A 20,205-nucleotide genomic window follows, 5' to 3' on the forward strand; every position below is an offset into this window, starting at 1 on the left:
CCGCGGCCGCCGCCCGCTGTTCAATCGTGCTCGGGGGGTGGCGTTGTGTTGTTTGTCGCCCTCTTCGGAGTCTTTCCGAAGTAGACGTCGGGTCGTTCAGGTGGCGGATGTTTGGTTGTCGATGTGGATGGTTGCTATCAAAAATATCAATAAACACCTGGTCTGTAATAAATAAGCGAATTCTATTCGAGCTGACTCGATTTCATGTTTTACTGATTGCTGGCGGCACGGCTGCGGCCGTATCTGTGCGGATCGGTTCGCTGCGGATCGGTTTGCAGCGGTCGTGGTCCCGGCGCCGTCTAGAAAAAATATCAGCAGGGAGGATCGAGATGTTACGAACTATCACTGTTGGCGTAGCGGCCGTTACGATGGCTCTCGTTTCCGCGGGAGCGGTCTCGGCGGCCGAGGTGCCGCAGACCGCGGATCAGGTGGCCAAGCCGGGAGGCAGCCTACCGGGGAATCCCGAGGTCGTCCTGGTGAAGGTGGCCGAAGGCTTTTCCGATCCGACGAATGTCGCGAATGCCGGCGACGGCTCCGGACGGCTGTTCGTCGTGGAGCGTGTCGGGCGCATCAAGATCGTCAATCCCGATGGCAGCGTGCAGGAGGACCCGTTCCTGGACCTGACCAACATCAACCCGCTCGGCAACGACGTGCAGACCGGTTTCGTCGAGCAGGGGCTGTATTCCGTCGCGTTCGATCCGAACTTCAAGGACAACGGCTATTTCTACGTCCACTACGCGTCGCTGCCCTTCAACGGCGACGGCGTGATCGTCCGTTTCCAGGTCGATCCGGATAGCCCCGACGCCATGACGCCCGAGCGGACCAACGAGACCGCGAAGGTGATCATGCGGATAGAGCAGCCCTGGTACAACCACAACGGCGGCCAGATCGAGTTCGGCCCGGACGGCTACCTCTATATCGGCTCCGGCGACGGCGGCTGGGAAGGCGATCCGTACGAGGCGGGGCAGGACCTTTCGACGCCGCTGGGCAAGATCCTGCGCATCGACGTGCATCCCGACGATGACAGTCGCCCCTATGCGATCCCGAAGGACAATCCGTTTGCCGAGGCCGCCAAGGAGCAGCTGATGTCGCTGTTCGGGATCACGGAGGAACAGTTCTCGAAGATCAAGACGCGCGCGATTCCCGAGACCTGGGCCTACGGGGTGCGCAATCCCTACGAGTTCTCCTTCGATCCGAAGACCGGTGACCTGTTCATCGCAGACGTGGGGCAGAACCACTGGGAGGAGATCATCTACCAGCCGGGATCCAGCAAGGGCGGCGAGAATTACGGTTGGCCGCGCATGGAAGGCATCTACTGCCATCCGATGACCGGCAATCCGGAAGGCGAGGATTGCGCTGTGGTCGGCGAGCTTCCCGCCGCGGTCTACCCGCACCAGACGCCTTATCCCGGCGCGGACGAGCTCAGCGACGGGTACGGCTGTTCGGCGCAGGGCCTTGGCGTCGTGAACTACGGCGGTATGGACGGGGTCTACATGGTCGGCGACTGGTGCACGGGCAGGCTCTGGGGCCTCGGTTGGGACGGCTCGAAGTGGCAGTTCCACGAATTCGCCCAGACCGACCTGCAGTTCACGGCCGGTGGTTACGGCGAGGACGGGACGGTTTATGCCGTCAGCGCCAACAACTTCTATCTTGCCGATCAGGGTCCGGAGGCCAACCCGCCCGGCGCCCTGTGGCGCGTGACGCCGGCAGGCGACGTGCCGGCCGACGCGGAAGTGGCGCGCACGGCGAAATAGGCGAAGGCCAATCCAGGAAAATTGGTGCGCCGGGGCGGAACCCGCTCCGGCGCCCGTCATTGTCTTTGTATGCGCAAACGTGGAGACCCATCGATCATGGCAAGAGGTATCGATCGCGTTGCTGTCGCCGTCATCATCCTGATCGCGACCGGCATAGCGAGTGTGTCCGGCAGCCGGCTGGCGGGGGCCAGCGAAACGGAGTTGCCCGCCGGTGTCGAGAAAGACGCCGACGGCGACATCGTTTTCCGTCATGTCCTCGATGATGAGCCGATCGAATTCGAATACCGAACCGACCAGACGATCACGCCCGCCGTCGATGCCTTCCACAAGACGGCCGTCAATGCCTATGACGGCGACGCGGACAAGATCGCTGAGGGCAAGAAGCTGTGGGGCAAGCTCTGCGTGGCCTGCCACCTCAAGGACGGCACCGGCCGGATCGGCCCGAACCTGATCGACGACGAATGGCAACACCCCCGCGTGGCCAGCGATGTCGGCCGCTTCGAGATCATCTATGCCGGTGGCGCCGGCGCCATGCAGGCCTTCGGCCGGCGCATCGACCAGGACGATATCCTCAAGGTCATGGCGTATCTGAAGGAATTGCGGGGCGAGACGAACTGACCCGGCCCGGCATGCTTGCTTCGGCGATCCGATAGGGCCAAAACGGCGTATAGGCAGGATCACCCGCGGTCCCGCCAATGCCCGGTTCGTCAACCGGCCGGACCGTCAACCGGAAAGAATTCATGCCCGACAGTGCTTCCCGCCGTGCCTTCGCCGGTACGCCCGCCAATCTGCCGACCGATCATCCGCCCGTCGCGTTCGGCAAGGTTGGCGTGCTCCTCGTCAATCTCGGCACGCCGGACGCCACCGACTATTGGTCGATGCGGCGTTATCTGAAGGAATTCCTGTCCGACCGCCGGGTGATCGAGACGTCGCGGCTGGTCTGGTGGCCGGTGCTCAACCTGATCGTCCTGACCAAGCGGCCGAAATCGAGCGGCGAGGCCTACGATCTGATCTGGGACCGCGACCGCAACGAGTCGCCGTTGCGGACGATCACGCGCAGCCAGGCCGAGAAGCTCGGCGAGGCCTTCGGCGAGGGCCGGGTCGTCGTCGACTGGGCGATGCGCTACGGCAATCCGTCAATCGCCTCGCGCCTGGAGCATCTGCAGAAGGCCGGCTGCGAGCGCATCCTGGTCTTCCCGCTCTATCCCCAATACGCCGCCGCGACGACGGCGACCGTCAACGACAAGGCCTTCGAGGCGCTGATGAAGATGCGCTGGCAGCCGGCCGTGCGCACGGTGCCGGCCTATCACGACGACCCGGTCTATATCGACGCGCTGGCGACGTCGATGCGGCAGCATCTGGCCGCGCTGCCCTTCGAGCCGGAGGTCGTCATCGCCTCGTTCCACGGGTTGCCGAAGGAGTATTTCGACAAGGGCGATCCGTATCACTGCCACTGCCAGAAGACGACGCGGCTTCTGCGCGAGGCCCTTGGCTGGGACGAGAAGAAGCTGGTGCTCACCTTCCAGTCGCGTTTCGGCAAGGCGGAGTGGCTGCAGCCATACACCGACAAGACCGTGGAACGCATGGCGCGGGAGGGCGTCAAGCGGCTCGCGATCGTCACGCCCGGCTTCGTCGCCGATTGCGTCGAGACGCTCGAGGAGATCGCCGAGCAGAACAAGGAGTTCTTCCTCGAGCATGGCGGCGAGGACTTCGCCGCGATCCCCTGTCTCAACGACACAGCCGACGGGATGCGGGTGATCGAGACCGTGGTGTCCCGGGAGCTCGCCGGCTGGATCTGAGTGGACGCCACTCGCCAACGGTCGTCGCGCCGGGCTAGACTTTCCCGGACCTATCGCGAGCCGGGGGAAGACAGGCCATGGCGAAGGGAAAGACCGGACGGCGCAGGCCGCGCGGCGGCCATCTGGCATCGCTCGACATGGATGCCTCGATCAAGCGCGCCGACTATGAGGTTCGGCTGAAAAAGCTGCAGACCAGGCTGCAACGCATCCAGCAGGCCTATCTCTACACCGGAGACGCGGCGGCGATCGTCTTCGAGGGCTGGGACGCGGCGGGCAAGGGCGGCACGATCCGGCGCATGTCGGCGGTGCTCGATCCGCGCGGCTTCAAGGTCTGGCCGATCGCGGCGCCGCGCCGCTATCACCTGGAACGGCACTATCTGACGCGGTTCTGGGAACGATTGCCGCCGAACGGCGCCATTTCGGTCTTCGACCGCTCCTGGTACGGGCGCGTGCTCGTCGAGCGGGTCGAGGCGCTGACGCCGGAAGCGCGGTGGCGGCGCGCCTACGAGGAAATCAATGAATTCGAGCGGATTCTGACCGCGGACGGCACGCGCATCGTCAAGATCTTCCTGCATGTCACGCCGGATGTGCAGCTTCGGCGCTTCGAGGAGCGGTTGCGCGACCCGATGAAGCGCTGGAAGCTGTCCTACGAGGATTTTCGCAATCGCCGGCACTGGGGCGAGATGGAAGCCGCCATCGAGGAGATGGTCGACAGGACGTCGACCAAGCACGCGCCGTGGCACCTCATTCCGGCGAACGACAAGAAATACGCGCGGGTCACGGCCCTCAGGCTCATCGCCGACCGGCTGGCGAAGGGCGTGGATCTCGCGCCGCCGCCCCTCGATGTCCGGGTGGAGACCGCCGCGGGCGAGATCTTCGAGGCCTCCGACCTGATCGCGAGCACCGCCGGCCGGACCAGCTAGCCGCGGATCGGGACCGTCCGGCGGCTGTTTCTTGGTTCTTGTTCCCGTGTGCGGCCCGTAGGAAAATGTCCGCCGGGCAACGATTCGAGGAAGGGCGCCATGGCATTCGGGCTGGACATCGTTGTTGTCGTCTTCGTGGTGCTGCTGATCCTGCTGGTCATCTCCGGCGTCAAGCAGGTGCCGCAAGGCTACGACTATACGGTCGAGCGCTTCGGCCGCTACTCGAAGACCCTGCAGCCGGGCCTCGGCTTCATCGTGCCGCTGATCGACCGGGTCGGCCGCAAGATGAACATGATGGAGCAGTTCATCGACGTTCCCAGCCAGGAGGTGATCACCCGCGACAACGCGACGGTGACCGTCGATGGCGTCGCCTTCTTCCAGGTGCTGGACGCGCCGCGGGCGAGCTATGAGGTTTCCGACCTCGACAACGCGATCCTCAACATCACCATGACGAATGTGCGCACCGTCATGGGGTCGATGGACCTCGACGAACTGCTGTCGCAGCGCGACGAGATCAATACCCGGCTGCTCAAGGTGGTCGACGCGGCGACCGAGCCGTGGGGCGTCAAGATCACGCGCATCGAGATCAAGGACATCAATCCGCCGCGCGACCTGGTCGACTCGATGGCCCGCCAGATGAAGGCGGAGCGCGACAAGCGCGCCGCTATCCTCGAGGCCGAAGGCGAGCGGCAGTCGGAGATCCTGCAGGCCGAAGGCCAGAAGCAGGCGCTGGTGCTTGCCGCGGAAGGCCGGCGCGAGGCCGCTTTCCGCGACGCCGAAGCCCGCGAACGGCTTGCCGAAGCCGAGGCCAAGGCGACGACGGTGGTCTCGGAAGCCGTGCGCACGGGCAGCATCCAGGCGATCAACTACTTCGTCGCCGACAAGTATGTGGGCGCCCTGAAGGAGCTCGCGGCGGCGCCGAACCAGAAGGTGATGATCCTGCCCGTCGAGGCCGCGTCGCTGCTCGGCGCGCTGGGTGGCATCGGCGAGATCGCCGGCGAGGCGTTCGGCAGGGGCGGTCCCGGTGGTGGCGGTCCCGGCGGCGGTGCTGGCAGGGATGGCGGTGGCGGCCAGACCCCGGATCGGGGCTCGCCGAACCGGGGGTCGGCACGATCGGCCGGGTCCGCTGCCGGTTCGTCCGCTTCGGTGCCGGAGGCGCCCGGCGGCCCCTGGGGCTCCAACTGACAGGGGCGGCATCGTGATCGAGCTCATCGCGTCCCTGGGCTACTGGAACTGGTGGATCCTCGGCATCGTGCTGCTGTGCGTCGAGCTGGTCGCGCCGGGAACCTTCATGCTGTGGTTCGGGGCGGCGGCGCTCGTCGTCGGTCTCCTGTCGCTGCTGATCGACTGGTCGTGGCAGGCGCAGTTCGTCACGTTCGGTGTCCTTTCGATCGCCAGTGTCGGGCTGTCGCGGTTCTTTCTGCGGCGCAAACCCTCCGAGGGCGAGGCGCCCTTCCTGAACAGGCGCGCGGAGGCGATCGTCGGGCGCGGATTCGTCCTGACCGAGCCGATCGTCAACGGCCGGGGGCGCCTGTCGATCGACGATACGGTGTGGCGCATCGAGGGGCCGGACCTGCCCACGGGCACGCCGGTCACCGTGTCCGCCGCGCGCGGCTCGCGGCTCGTGGTCCGGCAATCGGACGCGCCTTAGCGGTCGTTGGATGTCAGCCGGTCGGGGATCAGGGCCCGGGGATCAGGGCCTGTGATCGGCCGGCAGCGGCGGTTCCTCGGCGCGTAGCAGGATGCTGATCCGCCGATTGGCGGCGAGGAAGGCGTCTTCCGGGAACAACGGATCGGTCTCGGCCTTGCCGATGACGCCGTCGAAGCGGCCGTTGGGCACGCCGTACTCGGCGAGGATCGACCGCACCGAGTTAGCGCGCTGAACCGACAGGTCCCAGTTCGTACGGCCGGGCTGTTCCTCGCTCCTGTCCGCGCTGGTGTGTCCGGTCACCTCGACCTGGTTGGGCAGCTCGCGCAGGACGTTGGCGATCTTGGTCAGGATCAGCCGGGTGCGCTCGTAGGGGTAGGGCTGGCCCGGCGGGAACATCGAGCGGCCTTCCTGGTCGACGAGCTGGATGTTCAGCCCCTCGGGCGTTTCCTCGACGAGGATCTGGTCGGAAATCTCCATGATCTCCGGCATTTCCTGCCAGGCCTGGCGCAGGGAGGCGGCGGCGGTGGCGAACTGGCGCGGCCGCTCGATATCGGTCTTGTCGATATCGTGGGTATTGGCTTCCGGCCCTTGCTTGCGGCGCAGGTCGTGGCGCTGCTCGGCAAACTCGGAATCGGGTTCCTGCGGTACCGAGGTGATGGTCTTGACGAATTCGCGGACCGGAACGCCCTCGACCTCGATCATGCCTTCCTTGCGGCTTTCCTTGCGAACGCCGAAGGCCTCGCGCATGGAGCCGGCCACGACCTGGAGCTTCTTTTCGTCCTGGATCGAGAACGAGATGATCAGCACGAAGAAGCAGGCAAGCAGGGCCATCAGGTCACCGAAGGTGACCATCCATTCGGGAACGCCGGTTCCGGAGGCTTTCTTCTGGCGCGCCATGGCTCGGCGTCAGGCCGGTACCGGCTCGGCCATCTCGCCGCGGTGCTTCTCTGGCAGATAGGCGATCAGCATTTCGCGGATGAGGGCCGGGCTCTTGGAGTCGCGGATCTGCATGATGCCGTCGAGGACGAGGGTCTGATTGACTTCCTCGACCTTGGATTTCAGTGCGAGCTTGTCGGCGATCGGCAGCGCGATCAGGTTGGCGATGAGGGCGCCGTAGAGGGTGGTCAGGAGGGCGATGGCCATGGCCGGACCGATCGTTGCGGGATCGTCCATGTTGGCCAGCATCTGCACCAGGCCGACGAGGGTGCCGATCATGCCGAAGGCCGGCGCGGAGTCGCCGATGGCCTTGAAGACGCGCTGGCCGTCCTCGAGCCGCTCGAGATTGAGGTCGCGCTCCCGTTCCAGGGATTCGCGAATGAACACGGGATCGTAGCCGTCGGCGATGTACTGCATGCCCTTGGCGAGAAACTCGTCGTCGACCTCGACGTTCTCCAGGCCCAGCGGCCCCTGCTTGCGGACGACCTCCGCGAGCTTGGCGATTTCGTCGATGAGCTGCCGCGGCTCGATCTTGCGGTGGGTGAAGGCCACGCGACCGCCGAGAGCCAGGGCGGAAAGGACGCCGGTAATGGGGAAGCGGATGATGGTCGCCGCCATGGCCCCGCCCAGGACGATCAGCATCGAGGGCAGGTCGGTGAACAGGGTCACGTCGCCGCCGACGAAAATCGCCGCCCCTACGACGCCCGTGCCGAACAAAATGCCAAGAATTGTGGCGATATCCATCGGACTTCCCGCAGACAAACAAATGTCCCGACCCTTCTGGCCGGGACAGCACTGCGGACATCCTATGGGCGCTTCCTAAGCAAACGCTAAACGCGTGCGGGAATTTCCCCGACGCGGGGCAGGGGTCAGGCGACGCCGGCGCGCAAAAGATCGTGAACGTGGACGACGCCGACGGGACGGCCGTTCTCCACCACGAAAAGCGCGGTGAAGGGGCGGTCGCCGAGGTTCATGACGGCGAGCGCCTCGGAGGCGAGCGTGTCCGGGGTTACCGTCTTGGGGCTCGGCGTCATGATCTCGCGCGCCGTCCGCTTCAACAGGTCCGCGCTCATGTGGCGGCGCAGGTCGCCGTCGGTGATGATCCCGACCAGCCGGTCGTCCTCGACGATGCCGAGGCACCCGAGGCTCTTTTCGGTCATGACCACGATGGCCTCGGCCATCGGCGTGTCCAGGGTGGCCAGAGGCAGCCGGTCCTGCGGATGCATCAGATCGCTGACGAAGCTGAGCTGGGCACCGAGCTGGCCTCCGGGATGCAGGACCTTGAAGTCGCGGGCCGTGAACCCCTTGCTCTCGAGCAGGGCGATGGCGAGCGCGTCGCCGAGCGCGAGCTGCATGACCGTCGAGGTCGTCGGCGCGAGGCCGTGCGGACAGGCTTCCGGCGATTTCGGCAGGGCGAGAACGATGTCCGCGGCGGTGGCCAGGGACGAGTCCGGATTCGAGGTGATCGCGATCATCGGCACCTGGAACCGGGTCGTGTGCTCGACGACGGAGCGCAGCTCGGCCGTCTCGCCCGACCAGGACAGGGCGATGACCACGTCGTCCGTTGTGATCATGCCCAGATCGCCGTGGCTTGCCTCGCTCGGATGAACGAAGAATGCCGGCGTACCGGTGGAGGCGAGGGTGGCGGCGAACTTCTGGCCGACATGACCGCTCTTGCCCATGCCCGAGACGATGACGCGTCCGCGCGCGGCGCGCACCTGGCGGGCTGCCGCGGCAAAGGCCTGGCCAAGCCCGTTCGACAGTGTCTCGCGCAGCGCCGTGAGACCGGCGGATTCGAGGTCGAGCGTGCGTAGCGCCGAATCGATCAGCGTGGTGTCGGACACCGGCCCGCTCCCCACGGATTTCAATGCAACCATGACAATCGGATTTCCTAGACAGCCCGGACGATGCCAAGCCTAACCATCTATCAGATAGCACATTTCGGGTCGGGACCGCACCCGTCGAGACGCGGCATTTAAGCGCCCGTTAACCATACCTCCTCTAGGGTTAACGGGTGTCGACGGCCCCGGCTGCCGCGCCCTCCCGAACCGACAGCACGGGTACGCGGTCCGTGACGATATCGCCCTCTATCACTGGACTGGCGACGTGGTGTCTCACCGCGGCGGTTTCCCTATGGGCGATCTCGGCTTCCGCGCAATCCTCGGGTGATACCGGGTCGTTCGCGACCCTGCGCGGATCGACGGATCCCGGCTCGCAGACCGACGACGAGGCCGCTTTCGAAGCCGCAACCCAGATTGCCGGCGACGAACTCGGCCAGGTGCCCGACGCCGCGCCAGTCGACGAGGCGGAAGCGGATCCGTATGCGCCGCTCGGCCTGCGCATCGGGGCGTTCCGGATCTTTCCCGCGATCGAGGCGTTCCTGGGCCATGCCAGCAACGTGTTCTCGAGCGCGACCGACCCGCAATCGGGCGGCTATTACCGCGTCGCGCCGGAGCTGGAAGTAACGTCCGATTGGGTGCGCCATGAGTTGCGCGGATTCGTGGCGGTCGATCACGAATCCTTCTTCGACTATTCCGGTGAGACGACCACGGCGATCGACGCCGAACTCGAAGGCCGACTCGACATCAGCGCGCGCGATGTCGCCGGATTGCGCCTCGCCTATGCGGTCGTTCCGGAAAGCCGCGGCGATCCGAACGTGCCGCAATCCGTCATCGAACCGCCGGACTCCGAAGAGGCGGTCGCGGAGGGCACCTACGCGCACCGGTTCGGCCGGCTCGAGGTGTCGCTGCGCGGCGCCTACGAGAAGTTCACCTACGACAGCGCCGTTTTGACCGACGGCACGATCGTCGACAATTCCGACCGCGACTACACGGAAGTGAACGGTGCGGTCCGGGCGAGCGTCGATATCGACGAGGGATCGCGCGCCGTCTTCTTCGAGACCGGCGCCAACAAGCGCAAATACCGGCGCAGCATCGACGACGACGGCGTGCGGCGCGGCTCCAGCGGATACGATTTCCTGGTCGGCGTGTCGTTCGATCGTGGCGATCCGCTGTCGGGGGAGATCGCGGTGGGGTATCAGCGGCAAAAGCCGGTCGATCCCTCCCTGAAGGAAATCGACAGCATCGCCTTCCGCGGGTCGCTGGTCTGGCAGCCGACGCAACTGACGACCGTCACCTTCGACGGGTCGATCGAGCCGACCGAAACGACGCTCGACCCGACCGCGTCGGGGGCGCTGGTCTATGCCGCCGACATCGGCATCGAGCACGCCTTGCGCCACAACCTGATCGCCTCGGCGAACTTCGCCTACGCGCTATCGGACTATATCGGCTCGGGCCGCGAGGAGACCGACTACGTGGTCAGCGCTGGGCTCGAATACCTGGTCAGCCGCTGGCTGTCGTTCCAGCTCGACGCGTCGTACCAGGCCTACGAAACCAACCTTCCCGGCCAGAACTACGACGATACCCGCGTCGAGCTGGGCATGCGGCTGCAGCGCTGACCGGGCCCGTCAGTCGAGCAGGTCCGCGATCACCTGCCGGAATTCCGGTTCGATGTCCGGGCGTTCCAGGGCAAAGGCGATATTGGCGGCGAGGAAGCCGACCTTCGAGCCGCAGTCGAAGGTGCGGCCTTCGAACTTGAAGCCGTGGAAGGGCCTCGTCTCCATCAGTTTGATCATCGCATCGGTGATCTGGATCTCGCCGCCGGCGCCCTTTTCCGGATTGTCGAGGATATCGAAGATGCCGGGTTCGAGGATGTAGCGGCCGGTGATGATCAGGTTCGAGGGGGCTTCGGCCGGCGCGGGCTTCTCGACCATGCCGGTGATCCCGAAGGCGCGGCCCTTCTCCTCCCCGACCCCGACGACGCCGTAATCGGACACCTTGGCCGGGTCGATTTCCTCGACCGCGACCAGGTTGCCGCCGCCCAGATCGTCCCACGCGTCGACCATCTGCTTGAGGCAGCCGGGTTTCGACTGAACCAGCACGTCGGGGAGGAGCAGGGCGAAGGGCTCGTCGCCGATCAGGTCGCGCGCGCACCACACCGCGTGACCCAGGCCCAGCGGGGCCTGCTGGCGGGTGAAGCTGGTGGATCCGGGCCCGGGCAGGGCCTGCTCCAGCTCGCGCAGCTGGCGGCACTTGCCGCGCGATTCCAGCGTCATCTCCAGTTCGATCTGCTTGTCGAAATGGTCCTCGATCACGCCCTTGTTGCGGCCGGTGACGAAGACGAAGTGCTCTATGCCGGCTTCGCGCGCCTCGTCGACCACATGCTGGATCAGCGGCCGGTCGACCACGGTCAGCATTTCCTTGGGCATCGCTTTGGTGGCGGGCAGGAACCGTGTGCCGAGACCAGCCACGGGAAAGACGGCCTTGCGGATCTTGGGCATTGTTCTCGTCGTCTCGCTTGGTTAGGAGGTGGCGCTAGTTACCAGACTTAAAGCCCCGTCGGCTAGGGTCCTCGGCCTGGGTCGTTCCGCAATCGTTTCAAGAGGTAAAGGACCATGACGGTACTCGTGACGGGTGGCGCCGGCTATATCGGCAGCCACATGGTTCTGGCTCTTGTCGATCGCGGCGAGGACGTCGTCGTTCTCGACGACCTGTCGACGGGGTTCGACTGGGCGGTTCGGCCGCCCGCGGAACTTGTGGTTGCAGATGTGGGCGATATCGAGACGGTCGGCGGCCTGATCGAAAGCCGGGGCATCGACGCCATCATCCATTTCGCCGGCTCGATCGTGGTGCCGGACTCGGTTGCCGACCCGCTTGGCTACTACCTTAACAACACGGTGAAATCGCGCGCGCTGATCGAGGCGGCGGTGAAGGGCGGCGTGAAGCGGTTCATCTTCTCCTCGACCGCGGCCGTCTACGGCATGCCGCAGGTCAATCCGGTCGGCGAGGACGCGGCGCTGGATCCGATCTCGCCCTATGGCAGCTCAAAGCTGATGACCGAGGCCATGTTGCGCGACACGGCGTTCGCCCTTGATTTCAACTATGTGGCGCTGCGCTACTTCAATGTCGCCGGTGCCGATCCGAAGGGGCGCAGCGGCCAGTCGACGCCGCGCGCGACCCATCTGATCAAGGTCGCCTGCGAGGCGGCGCTGGGCAAGCGGCCGCGGCTGGAGGTCTACGGCACCGACTACGACACGCCCGACGGCACCTGCATCCGCGACTACATCCATGTTAGCGACCTGGCGCGGGCGCATGTGCTGGCGCTCGACCATCTGCGCGCGAAGGACGAGAATCTGGTGATGAATTGCGGTTATGGCCGCGGTTTCTCGGTTCTCGAGGTCATCGACGCGGTGAAACGGGCGTCCAACGTCGATTTCGAGGTGCGGACCACCGACCGGCGGCCGGGCGATCCGGCCGCGCTCGTCGCAGCCGCGGGACGGATCCGGGACGCGCTCGGCTGGGCGCCGGAGCGCGACGACCTCGACCTGATCGTCACCGACGCGCTCAACTGGGAGCGGCATCTGATGACGAGGGCGAAAGGCGCCTGACGGCGTCGCCGGCTGGGCCTAAGCGCGGATCGGCGCTATAGTCGGCGCAGGTGGGCGGGGGCCGGCCGCCGGTAACGATCGCGAGATCCGCACACGGTGGCCGACGGAAATGGCGAAGGTATTGGCAATGTTGCGCTCGGTCCCTCGGCTGATCCTTGTGCTGGCACTGGTGATGGCCACCGTCAGTCTCGCCGTGCCGGTGACGGCATACGCGCAGGGCTCGACCGTCGCCCAGCAGCGCAAGGACCCGATCTCGTCGTTCTTCAACTCCCTGTTTGGCGGCCTGACCCGGCGATCGCAGCCGGCGCGCCAGATCCGCACGCCGCAGAAGAACGTGGGGAGCAGCCGTTCGGGCGCCGTCGTGCGCAAGCGCGAGCCTGCGGTCGTCGCCGTCGAGAAGGCCGAAGACGCCAAGCGGGTCGTCGTGTTCGGCGACTTCTTCGCCGACGGCCTGGAAGCCGGTCTCAAGGAAGCGTTCCTGGAATCGTCCTCCGTCATCGTCGACGGGCAGAACGAAGCCAGTTCCGGTCTGGTGCGCGACGATCATTTCAACTGGCCGGCCTTCCTCTCCGGCTGGCTCGCCGATCCGGAGAAGACGACCGATCTCGCCGTGATCATGATCGGCGCCAACGACCGGCAGAACCTGTCCGACGAGAGCGGCGAGCACCAGGCGCGCAGCGAGCGCTGGCGCGAGCTCTACGCCGAGCGCATCGACGCCATCATCGAGCTCTTCGACGACAGGGGCGTGCCGCTCTACTGGGTGTCGCTGCCGCCGGTCGCGTCGGGACGACTGAACCAGGACTACGCCTATTTCAACGAACTCTACCGCGAGCGCGCCTATCGGCACGGCATCCAGTTCGTCGACATCTGGAACAGCTTCGTCGACGAGGCCGGGAACTACACGGCGACCGGGCCGGACATCAACGGCGAGCGCCGCCAGCTGCGGGCCGAGGACGGGCTGCATTTCACCTCCGCCGGCAACCGCAAGCTGGCCCATTTCGTCGCCCGCGAGATCCGTCGCGACTTCGGACGCGAGGGCGGGCTGTTCCTGGCGCTGCCGCAGGGCGCGACCGGGCCGCAGCCGTTCATGCCGAGCGACGAGCAGCTGCGCACCGGCGTCGGCGAGGTGGTGGCGCTGACCGGCGCGCAGGGCGGCCTGGGCACGACCCTTGCCGGGGGGCCGGACCCGACGCCAGAGGCGCCGCGTGATTCCGCCTATCGCCAGATCCTTCTGGAAGGGGAACTGCCGGAGACGTCGCCGGGGCGCAGCGATGATTTCAGCTGGCCGCGCAAGAGCGTGCCGCTGCCGACGGCGGTCATACCCCAGTCGAGCGATCCGCTGGTGGAAGCCGTGCCGGGCGAGGAAACCGTCGACGGAAGCTGAGTCCGGCCTGCCGTTATCAGTTCCGGGCCAGCCGTCAGGTCCGGGCAGTTCCTGGCCGTCAGTGCCGGAGCGTCAGTTCCGGGGCGTCAATTCCGGAGCGTCAGCGCGGCAGAACCGTCTCGCCCATCAGCGCCAGGTCGACCGCGCGGGCGCACTGCCGGCCTTCGCGGATCGCCCAGACCACCAGCGACTGGCCACGACGCATGTCGCCGCAGGAGAACACCCGTTCGTTCGAGGTCCGGTAGTCGCGCGTATCGGCGAGGACGTTGCCGCGCGGATCGAGGTCCAGGCCGAGCTGTTCGATCACGCCTTCCTGGACGGGGCCCAGGAAGCCCATTGCCAGCAGCACGAGATCGGCTCTCAGCTCGAACTCGCTGCCGGCGACCGGCTGCATCTTGTCGTCGACGCGTACGCATTCGAGATGGGTGACGTGCCCGTTCTTGCCGATGAGCTTGCGGGTGAGGACGGAGAAGTCGCGCTCGGCGCCTTCTTCCTGGCTCGACGAGGTGCGCAGCTTCAGGGGCCAGTCCGGCCAGGTCAGCGCCTTGTTTTCCTTCACCGGCGGCTGCGGCAGGATCTCGAGCTGGGTCACAGAAAGCGCGCCCTGGCGGATCGAGGTGCCGATACAGTCCGAGCCGGTGTCGCCGCCGCCGATGACGATGACGTGCTTGCCGCCGGCGAGGATCGGCGTGACGTTGCCGACCGGCTCGTCGCTGACGCGGCGGTTCTGCTGCGGCAGGAAATCCATGGCGAAGTGGATGCCGTTGAGATCGCGGCCGGTCACCGGCAGGTCGCGCGGCTTTTCCGAGCCGCCCGACAGCACGATCATGTCGTGGCGCTCGAGCATCTCCTCGGCGGTGACGTCGACGCCGACATGGACGTTGCAGTCGAACACCACGCCTTCGGCCTCCATCTGCGCGACACGGCGGGCGACGTTGCTCTTCTCAAGCTTGAAGTCGGGAATGCCGTATCGCAGCAGCCCGCCGGGAAAGGCGTTCTTCTCGTAGACGTGCACGGTGTGGCCGGCGCGGGCAAGCTGCTGGGCGCAGGCAAGCCCCGCCGGACCCGAACCGACGATGCCGACGGAGTGGCCGGTCTTGCGCTTGGGTGGTTCCGGCCGGATCCAGCCGTTCGCCCAGCCGCGGTCGACGATGGCGCACTCGATCGTCTTGATGGTGACGGGGACGTCCTGGATGTTCAGCGTGCAGGACGCCTCGCACGGGGCCGGGCAGACGCGGCCGGTGAACTCCGGGAAATTGTTGGTGGACTGCAGGTTCTGCAGCGCCGACTGCCACTTGTCGTTATAGACGAGGTCGTTGAAGTCCGGGATCTGGTTGTTCACCGGACAGCCGTTGTGACAATAGGGGATGCCGCAGTCCATGCAGCGGGCCGCCTGGTCGCGGGTCGCCTCTTCCGACAGCGGAATGACGAATTCGCGGTAGTGGCGCACGCGGTCGGAGGCCGGTGCATAGCGCCGGTCGCGGCGGTCGATCTCGAGAAATCCGGTTACCTTGCCCACGTGACTACTCCCCGGCACGCGCCATGACCGGCGCTTCTTCCTGTTGCTTGGCCAGTTCCGCCAGCGCGCGGCGGTACTCCACCGGCATCACCTTCCGGAATTTCGGAAGGTAGCTCGCCCAGTTCTCCAGGATCTCGGCGGCGCGCGTCGACCCGGTGAAACGGGCATGATTGGCGATTAGCTTGTGCAGCCGCTCGGCATCGTGGCGGCTCATGTCCGCCATGACGTCGATCAGGCCCTTGTGTTCGATGTCGCCGCCGTGATGGTGCAGCTTCTCGAGTAGGTCGTCCTCCTCGGCCACCGGCTCGAGTTCCACCATCGACAGGTTGCAGCGCGACGCGAACGACCCGTCCTCGTCGAGGACATAGGCGATGCCGCCCGACATGCCGGCCGCGAAGTTGCGGCCGGACTGTCCGAGCACGACGACCACGCCGCCGGTCATGTATTCGCAGCAGTGATCGCCGGCACCCTCGACGACGGCGAGCGCGCCGGAATTGCGCACCGCGAACCGCTCGCCGGCGACGCCGCGGAAGTAGCATTCGCCCTCGACGGCGCCGTAGAGCACCGTGTTGCCGACGATGATCGAGTCCTCGGGAACCGCCGGGCATTTCTCGTCCGGGCGAACCACGATGCGGCCGCCCGACAGGCCCTTGCCGACATAGTCGTTGGCGTTGCCGATCAGTTCCATCGAAACGCCATGGGCGAGGAAGGCGCCGAAGCTCTGGCCGCCCGTCCCGCGCAGGGTCACGGCGATCGTGTCCTCGGGCAGGCCGGTATGGCCATAGCGCTTCGCCACCTCGCCAGACAGCATGGCTCCGGCGGTGCGGTCTGTGTTGCCGATCGTCTCCTCGATGCGAACCGGCTTGCGCTCCTGGAGCGCGGGCATCGCCTTCTCGATCAGGTGGCGATCGAGGATCTCGTGGATCGGATGGTCCTGCGTCTCGCTGTGATGGATGGCGACGCCGCCGGGCGCCTCCGGCTTGTAGAACAAGCGGGAGAAGTCGAGGCCTTGCGCCTTCCAGTGCGAGATGGCCTCGCTCCTGTCGAGCATCTGCATCTGGCCGACCATCTCGTCGAAGGTGCGGTAGCCCAGCTCGGCCATCATCTCGCGCACTTCCTCGGCGACGAAGAAGAGGTAGTTGATGACGTGCTCCGGCGTGCCGGTGAAGCGCTTGCGCAGCACCGGGTCCTGGGTAGCGACGCCGACCGGGCAGGTGTTGAGATGGCACTTGCGCATCATGATGCAGCCGGCCGCGATCAACGGCGCGGTGGCAAGGCCGATCTCGTCGGCACCGAGCAGCGCGCCGATGACCACATCGCGACCGGTGCGGATGCCGCCGTCGACCTGCACCGCGATACGGCCGCGCAGGCGGTTCTCGACGAGCGTCTGGTGCGTTTCGGCGAGTCCGATCTCCCACGGGCTGCCGGCGTGCTTGATCGAAGTCAGCGGCGAGGCACCGGTGCCGCCCTCGTAGCCGGAAATCGTGACATGGTCGGCGCGCGCCTTGGCGACGCCGGCGGCGACCGTACCGACGCCGACCTCGGAGACCAGCTTGACCGAGATATCGGCGGCCGGGTTTGCGTTCTTGAGGTCGAAGATAAGCTGCGCCAGGTCCTCGATCGAATAGATGTCGTGGTGCGGCGGCGGCGAGATCAGACCGACGCCCGGCGTCGAGTGGCGCACCTTGGCGATGACCGCATCGACCTTGTGGCCGGGCAGTTGGCCGCCTTCGCCGGGCTTGGCGCCCTGCGCCATCTTGATCTGGATCATGTCGGCGTTGACGAGATATTCCGTCGTCACGCCGAAGCGGCCGGACGCGACCTGCTTGATCGCCGAGCGCATCGAATCTCCGTTTGGCAACGGCCTGAAGCGATCGGGTTCCTCGCCGCCTTCGCCGGTGTTCGACTTGCCGCCGACCCGGTTCATGGCGATCGCCAGCGTCGTGTGCGCCTCGCGGCTGATCGAGCCATAGGACATGGCTCCGGTGGAGAAGCGCTTCACGATCTCCGCTGCCGGCTCGACGTCATCGAGCGCCACCGGCGCGCGGCCGTCTTCCTCCGCCGTCCTGATGCGGAACAGCGAGCGGATGGTGAGGTACTTGTCCTCGGTCTCGTTCACCAGGCGCGCGTATTCGCGATACTTGTCGCGGGCATTGCCGCGGACGGCATGCTGGAGGGCGGCCACCGTGTCGGGCTGCCAGACATGGGCTTCGCCACGGAGGCGGAAGGCGTAGTCGCCGCCGACTTCCAGGGCGTTTTCCAGGACCGGCGAGTCCCCGAAGGCTGCACGGTGCCGGCGCACGGTCTCCTCGGCGACCTCGGCGATGCCGACGCCTTCGATGGTGGTGGCGGTGCCGGTGAAGAAGCGGTCGACAAAGGCCTGCGACAGACCGACGGCATCGAAGATCTGGGCGCCGCAATAGGACTGGTAGGTCGAGATCCCCATCTTGGCGATGACCTTGAGGATGCCCTTGTTGATCGACTTGATATAGCGGTGGACGACTTCGTGCTCGTCGACCTCCTCGGGGAAGTCGGCCTTCATCTCGGCGAGCGTGTCGAAGGCGAGATACGGGTTGATCGCCTCGGCGCCGTAGCCGGCCAGCACGCAGAAATGATGCACCTCGCGGGCTTCGCCGGTCTCCACCACCAGGCCGACGGAGGTGCGCAGCCCCTTGCGGATGAGGTGATTGTGCACGGCGGCGGTCGCCAGCAGCGCCGGGATCGGAATCCGGTCGGGGGCGACCAGCCGGTCGGACAGCACGATGATGTTGTAGCCGCCGTGGACGGCGCTTTCGGCGCGCTCGCACAGCCTATCGATCGCCATCTGCACGCCATCGACGCCACGTTCGGCGTTGAAGGTTATGTCGAGCGTCTGCGTCTGGAACTGGTTGTCGGCGATATCGCCGATCATCCGGATCTTCTCCAGATCGTCATTGGTCAGGATCGGCTGGCGCACCTCGAGCCGCTTCAGGTTCGAGACGCCTTCGAGGTCGAACAGGTTTGGCCGCGGCCCGATGAAGGAGACCAGGCTCATCACCAGCTCCTCGCGGATCGAGTCGATCGGCGGGTTGGTGACCTGGGCGAAGTTCTGCTTGAAGTAGTTGTAGAGCAGCTTGGGCTGCTCCGACAGCGCCGCGATCGGCGTGTCGTTGCCCATGGAGCCGACGGCTTCCTGGCCGGTCGTCGCCATCGGCGCCATCAGGATCTTGAGATCCTCCTGGGTGTAGCCGAAGGCCTGCTGGCGATCGAGCAGGCTTACATTGGTACGCGGCGAGGCGCCACGGACCGGCGGCAGGTCCTCGAGCACGATCTGGGTGCGGGCCAGCCACTCGCGGTAGGGATGGGCTCGGGCGAGACCGGCCTTGATCTCCTCGTCGTCGATGATCCGGCCTTCCTCGAGGTCGATCAGCAGCATCTTGCCGGGCTGCAGCCGCCACTTGCGGACGATCTTCTCCTCGGGGACGTCGAGGACGCCCATCTCTGAGGCCATGATCACGCGGTCGTCGTCGGTGACGAACCAGCGCGCCGGCCGCAGGCCGTTGCGGTCCAGGGTCGCGCCGATCTGGCGCCCGTCGGTGAAGGCGACGGCCGCCGGGCCGTCCCACGGCTCCATCAGGGCGGCGTGATACTCGTAGAAGGCGCGCCGGTCCTCGTCCATGAGGGGATTTCCGGCCCAGGCCTCCGGGATCATGGTCATGACCGCGTGCGAGAGGTCGTAGCCGCCCTCGGTCAGGAACTCGAGCGCGTTGTCGAAGCAGGCGGTGTCGGACTGGCCTTCGTAGGAGATCGGCCAGATCTTCGAGATGTCGTCGCCGAACCGCGGCGAGGCCACGGATGCCTGACGGGCGGCCATCCAGTTGACGTTGCCGCGCAGCGTGTTGATCTCGCCGTTATGGGCCACCATCCGGTAGGGATGGGCCAGCGGCCAGCTCGGCAGGGTGTTGGTGGAGAAGCGCTGATGGACGAGGGCCAGCGCGGAGGTGAAGCGCGGGTCCTTCAGGTCCTTGTAGTAGGCGCCGAGCTGGTAGGCCAGGAACATGCCCTTGTAGACCAGCGTGCGCGAGGACAGCGACACCGGGTAATAGTCGAGCGTCTCCGGCATGTCCGGCTCGAGGCGGCGGTTGGAGACGATCTTGCGGATCAGGTAGAGCTTCCGCTCGAAGGTGTCCTCGTCCGCGACGTCGGCTCCGCGGCCGATGAAGATCTGCACGTGCTGCGGCTCGGTGGCGATCACCGTTTCGGAGAGGCAGGAATTGTCGGTTGGCACCTCGCGCCAGCCCAGCAGGGTCTGGCCGTTCTCCGCGATCACCGTTTCCCACAGCGCGCGCATGGCCTGCTGGCCCTCGGCGTCGCGCGGCATGAACAGGTGGCCGACGCCGTAGAAGCCGACGGGAGGCAACTCGAAGCCGACCTTCGCGCACTCCTCGCGCAGGAAAGCGTCGGGTATCTGCACCAGCATGCCGGCGCCGTCGCCCATCAGCGGATCGGCGCCGACAGCGCCGCGATGGGTCAGGTTGACGAGGATTTCCAGGCCCTGCTCGACGATGTCGTGACTGGCCACGCCCTTCATCTGGGCGACGAAGCCGACGCCGCAGGCGTCGCGCTCGTGCGCCGGATCGAACAGGCCCCTGGCTGCCGGGCGTCCGGTTGTCCGCAGCACCGACGCTTGCTTCCGAACTGTCGTTTCAGCACCCATTCTCTTCGCTCCCTAGCCTGTCCGGGCCGCCGTCCAGCGGCGCGTCGTCCCTCGGTCCGCCCGGTTTGTCGCCCGGTGGTCCGTCGGATCGGTTCAA

The 20,205-nt window shown here is 66.3% G+C and carries 15 protein-coding genes; 9 read left to right on the plus strand and 6 right to left on the minus strand.

Annotated elements, in window-relative coordinates:
* Positions 1–368: 368 nt before the first annotated feature.
* From MUB46_RS07165 to MUB46_RS07190, 6 genes are all read left to right on the plus strand, one after another.
* On the plus strand, positions 369–1,754 hold the full coding sequence (locus MUB46_RS07165) for a PQQ-dependent sugar dehydrogenase (RefSeq protein ID WP_261615202.1): 1,386 nt from the start codon (positions 369–371) through the stop codon (positions 1,752–1,754).
* A gap of 96 nt (positions 1,755–1,850) precedes the next feature.
* Positions 1,851–2,372 carry a c-type cytochrome gene (locus MUB46_RS07170; RefSeq protein WP_261615203.1) on the plus strand — a complete coding sequence of 174 codons (522 nt, stop codon included), beginning with the start codon at positions 1,851–1,853 and terminating at the stop codon, positions 2,370–2,372.
* 122 nt (positions 2,373–2,494) lie between these two features.
* Complete coding sequence (hemH, locus tag MUB46_RS07175; protein WP_261615204.1) at positions 2,495–3,553, plus strand: ferrochelatase; 1,059 nt, start codon at positions 2,495–2,497, stop codon at positions 3,551–3,553.
* Between the two features lie 77 nt (positions 3,554–3,630).
* Positions 3,631–4,476, plus strand: a complete 846-nt coding sequence (locus tag MUB46_RS07180) for a polyphosphate kinase 2 family protein (RefSeq protein ID WP_261615205.1) — start codon at positions 3,631–3,633, stop codon at positions 4,474–4,476.
* A gap of 99 nt (positions 4,477–4,575) precedes the next feature.
* Entirely contained in the window at positions 4,576–5,661 is a 1,086-nt protein-coding gene (locus MUB46_RS07185; protein WP_261615206.1) for an SPFH domain-containing protein, read from the plus strand.
* A 13-nt stretch (positions 5,662–5,674) separates the two neighbouring features.
* Positions 5,675–6,127, plus strand: coding sequence for an NfeD family protein (locus MUB46_RS07190; protein ID WP_425256222.1), 453 nt, complete (start codon positions 5,675–5,677; stop codon positions 6,125–6,127).
* Between the two features lie 42 nt (positions 6,128–6,169).
* Here MUB46_RS07190 and MUB46_RS07195 read toward each other — a convergent pair whose 3' ends face one another.
* The 3 genes from MUB46_RS07195 to MUB46_RS07205 all read right to left on the minus strand — a co-directional run bounded on the left by MUB46_RS07195 (position 6,170) and on the right by MUB46_RS07205 (position 8,940).
* Positions 6,170–7,024, minus strand: coding sequence for an OmpA/MotB family protein (locus MUB46_RS07195; protein WP_261615207.1), 855 nt, complete (start codon positions 7,022–7,024; stop codon positions 6,170–6,172).
* 9 nt (positions 7,025–7,033) lie between these two features.
* Positions 7,034–7,807, minus strand: a complete 774-nt coding sequence (locus MUB46_RS07200; RefSeq protein WP_261615208.1) for a motility protein A — start codon at positions 7,805–7,807, stop codon at positions 7,034–7,036.
* A 125-nt stretch (positions 7,808–7,932) separates the two neighbouring features.
* On the minus strand, positions 7,933–8,940 hold the full coding sequence (locus MUB46_RS07205) for a KpsF/GutQ family sugar-phosphate isomerase (protein WP_261615209.1): 1,008 nt from the start codon (positions 8,938–8,940) through the stop codon (positions 7,933–7,935).
* 194 nt (positions 8,941–9,134) lie between these two features.
* Here MUB46_RS07205 and MUB46_RS07210 point away from each other — a divergent pair, with 194 nt between their 5' ends.
* On the plus strand, positions 9,135–10,520 hold the full coding sequence (locus MUB46_RS07210) for an outer membrane beta-barrel protein (RefSeq protein WP_261615210.1): 1,386 nt from the start codon (positions 9,135–9,137) through the stop codon (positions 10,518–10,520).
* 9 nt (positions 10,521–10,529) lie between these two features.
* On the opposite strand, the gene galU is transcribed toward MUB46_RS07210, so the two are convergent.
* Positions 10,530–11,402 carry a UTP--glucose-1-phosphate uridylyltransferase GalU gene (gene galU / locus MUB46_RS07215; protein WP_261615211.1) on the minus strand — a complete coding sequence of 291 codons (873 nt, stop codon included), beginning with the start codon at positions 11,400–11,402 and terminating at the stop codon, positions 10,530–10,532.
* A gap of 114 nt (positions 11,403–11,516) precedes the next feature.
* On the opposite strand from galU, the gene galE reads away from it, so the two are divergent.
* Complete coding sequence (galE, locus tag MUB46_RS07220; RefSeq protein ID WP_261615212.1) at positions 11,517–12,509, plus strand: UDP-glucose 4-epimerase GalE; 993 nt, start codon at positions 11,517–11,519, stop codon at positions 12,507–12,509.
* A gap of 109 nt (positions 12,510–12,618) precedes the next feature.
* Entirely contained in the window at positions 12,619–13,893 is a 1,275-nt protein-coding gene (locus tag MUB46_RS07225; RefSeq protein WP_261615213.1) for an SGNH/GDSL hydrolase family protein, read from the plus strand.
* A gap of 100 nt (positions 13,894–13,993) precedes the next feature.
* Here MUB46_RS07225 and MUB46_RS07230 read toward each other — a convergent pair whose 3' ends face one another.
* Together MUB46_RS07230 and gltB are read right to left on the minus strand one after the other, a co-directional pair.
* Positions 13,994–15,412, minus strand: coding sequence for a glutamate synthase subunit beta (locus MUB46_RS07230; RefSeq protein WP_261615214.1), 1,419 nt, complete (start codon positions 15,410–15,412; stop codon positions 13,994–13,996).
* 4 nt (positions 15,413–15,416) lie between these two features.
* Positions 15,417–20,108 (minus strand): glutamate synthase large subunit, encoded by a 4,692-nt coding sequence (gltB, locus tag MUB46_RS07235; RefSeq protein ID WP_261615215.1) that lies wholly within the window; start codon positions 20,106–20,108, stop codon positions 15,417–15,419.
* Between the last annotated feature and the right edge of the window lie 97 nt (positions 20,109–20,205).

It is taken from the genome of Microbaculum marinisediminis, from assembly GCF_025397915.1.
Taxonomy (GTDB): domain Bacteria; phylum Pseudomonadota; class Alphaproteobacteria; order Rhizobiales; family Tepidamorphaceae; genus Microbaculum; species Microbaculum marinisediminis.

What these genes read in the sequence shown, in the direction of transcription:
- MUB46_RS07165 (WP_261615202.1), top strand. Translation starts at nt 369, where the DNA reads ATGGCTCTCGTTTCCGCGGGAGCGGTCTCGGCGGCCGAGGTGCCGCAG.
- MUB46_RS07170 (WP_261615203.1), top strand. Translation starts at nt 1,851, where the DNA reads ATGGCAAGAGGTATCGATCGCGTTGCTGTCGCCGTCATCATCCTGATC.
- hemH (WP_261615204.1), top strand. Translation starts at nt 2,495, where the DNA reads ATGCCCGACAGTGCTTCCCGCCGTGCCTTCGCCGGTACGCCCGCCAAT.
- MUB46_RS07180 (WP_261615205.1), top strand. Translation starts at nt 3,631, where the DNA reads ATGGCGAAGGGAAAGACCGGACGGCGCAGGCCGCGCGGCGGCCATCTG.
- MUB46_RS07185 (WP_261615206.1), top strand. Translation starts at nt 4,576, where the DNA reads ATGGCATTCGGGCTGGACATCGTTGTTGTCGTCTTCGTGGTGCTGCTG.
- MUB46_RS07195 (WP_261615207.1), bottom strand. Translation starts at nt 7,024, where the DNA reads ATGGCGCGCCAGAAGAAAGCCTCCGGAACCGGCGTTCCCGAATGGATG.
- MUB46_RS07200 (WP_261615208.1), bottom strand. Translation starts at nt 7,807, where the DNA reads ATGGATATCGCCACAATTCTTGGCATTTTGTTCGGCACGGGCGTCGTA.
- MUB46_RS07205 (WP_261615209.1), bottom strand. Translation starts at nt 8,940, where the DNA reads ATGGTTGCATTGAAATCCGTGGGGAGCGGGCCGGTGTCCGACACCACG.
- galU (WP_261615211.1), bottom strand. Translation starts at nt 11,402, where the DNA reads ATGCCCAAGATCCGCAAGGCCGTCTTTCCCGTGGCTGGTCTCGGCACA.
- galE (WP_261615212.1), top strand. Translation starts at nt 11,517, where the DNA reads ATGACGGTACTCGTGACGGGTGGCGCCGGCTATATCGGCAGCCACATG.
- MUB46_RS07225 (WP_261615213.1), top strand. Translation starts at nt 12,619, where the DNA reads ATGGCGAAGGTATTGGCAATGTTGCGCTCGGTCCCTCGGCTGATCCTT.
- gltB (WP_261615215.1), bottom strand. Translation starts at nt 20,108, where the DNA reads ATGGGTGCTGAAACGACAGTTCGGAAGCAAGCGTCGGTGCTGCGGACA.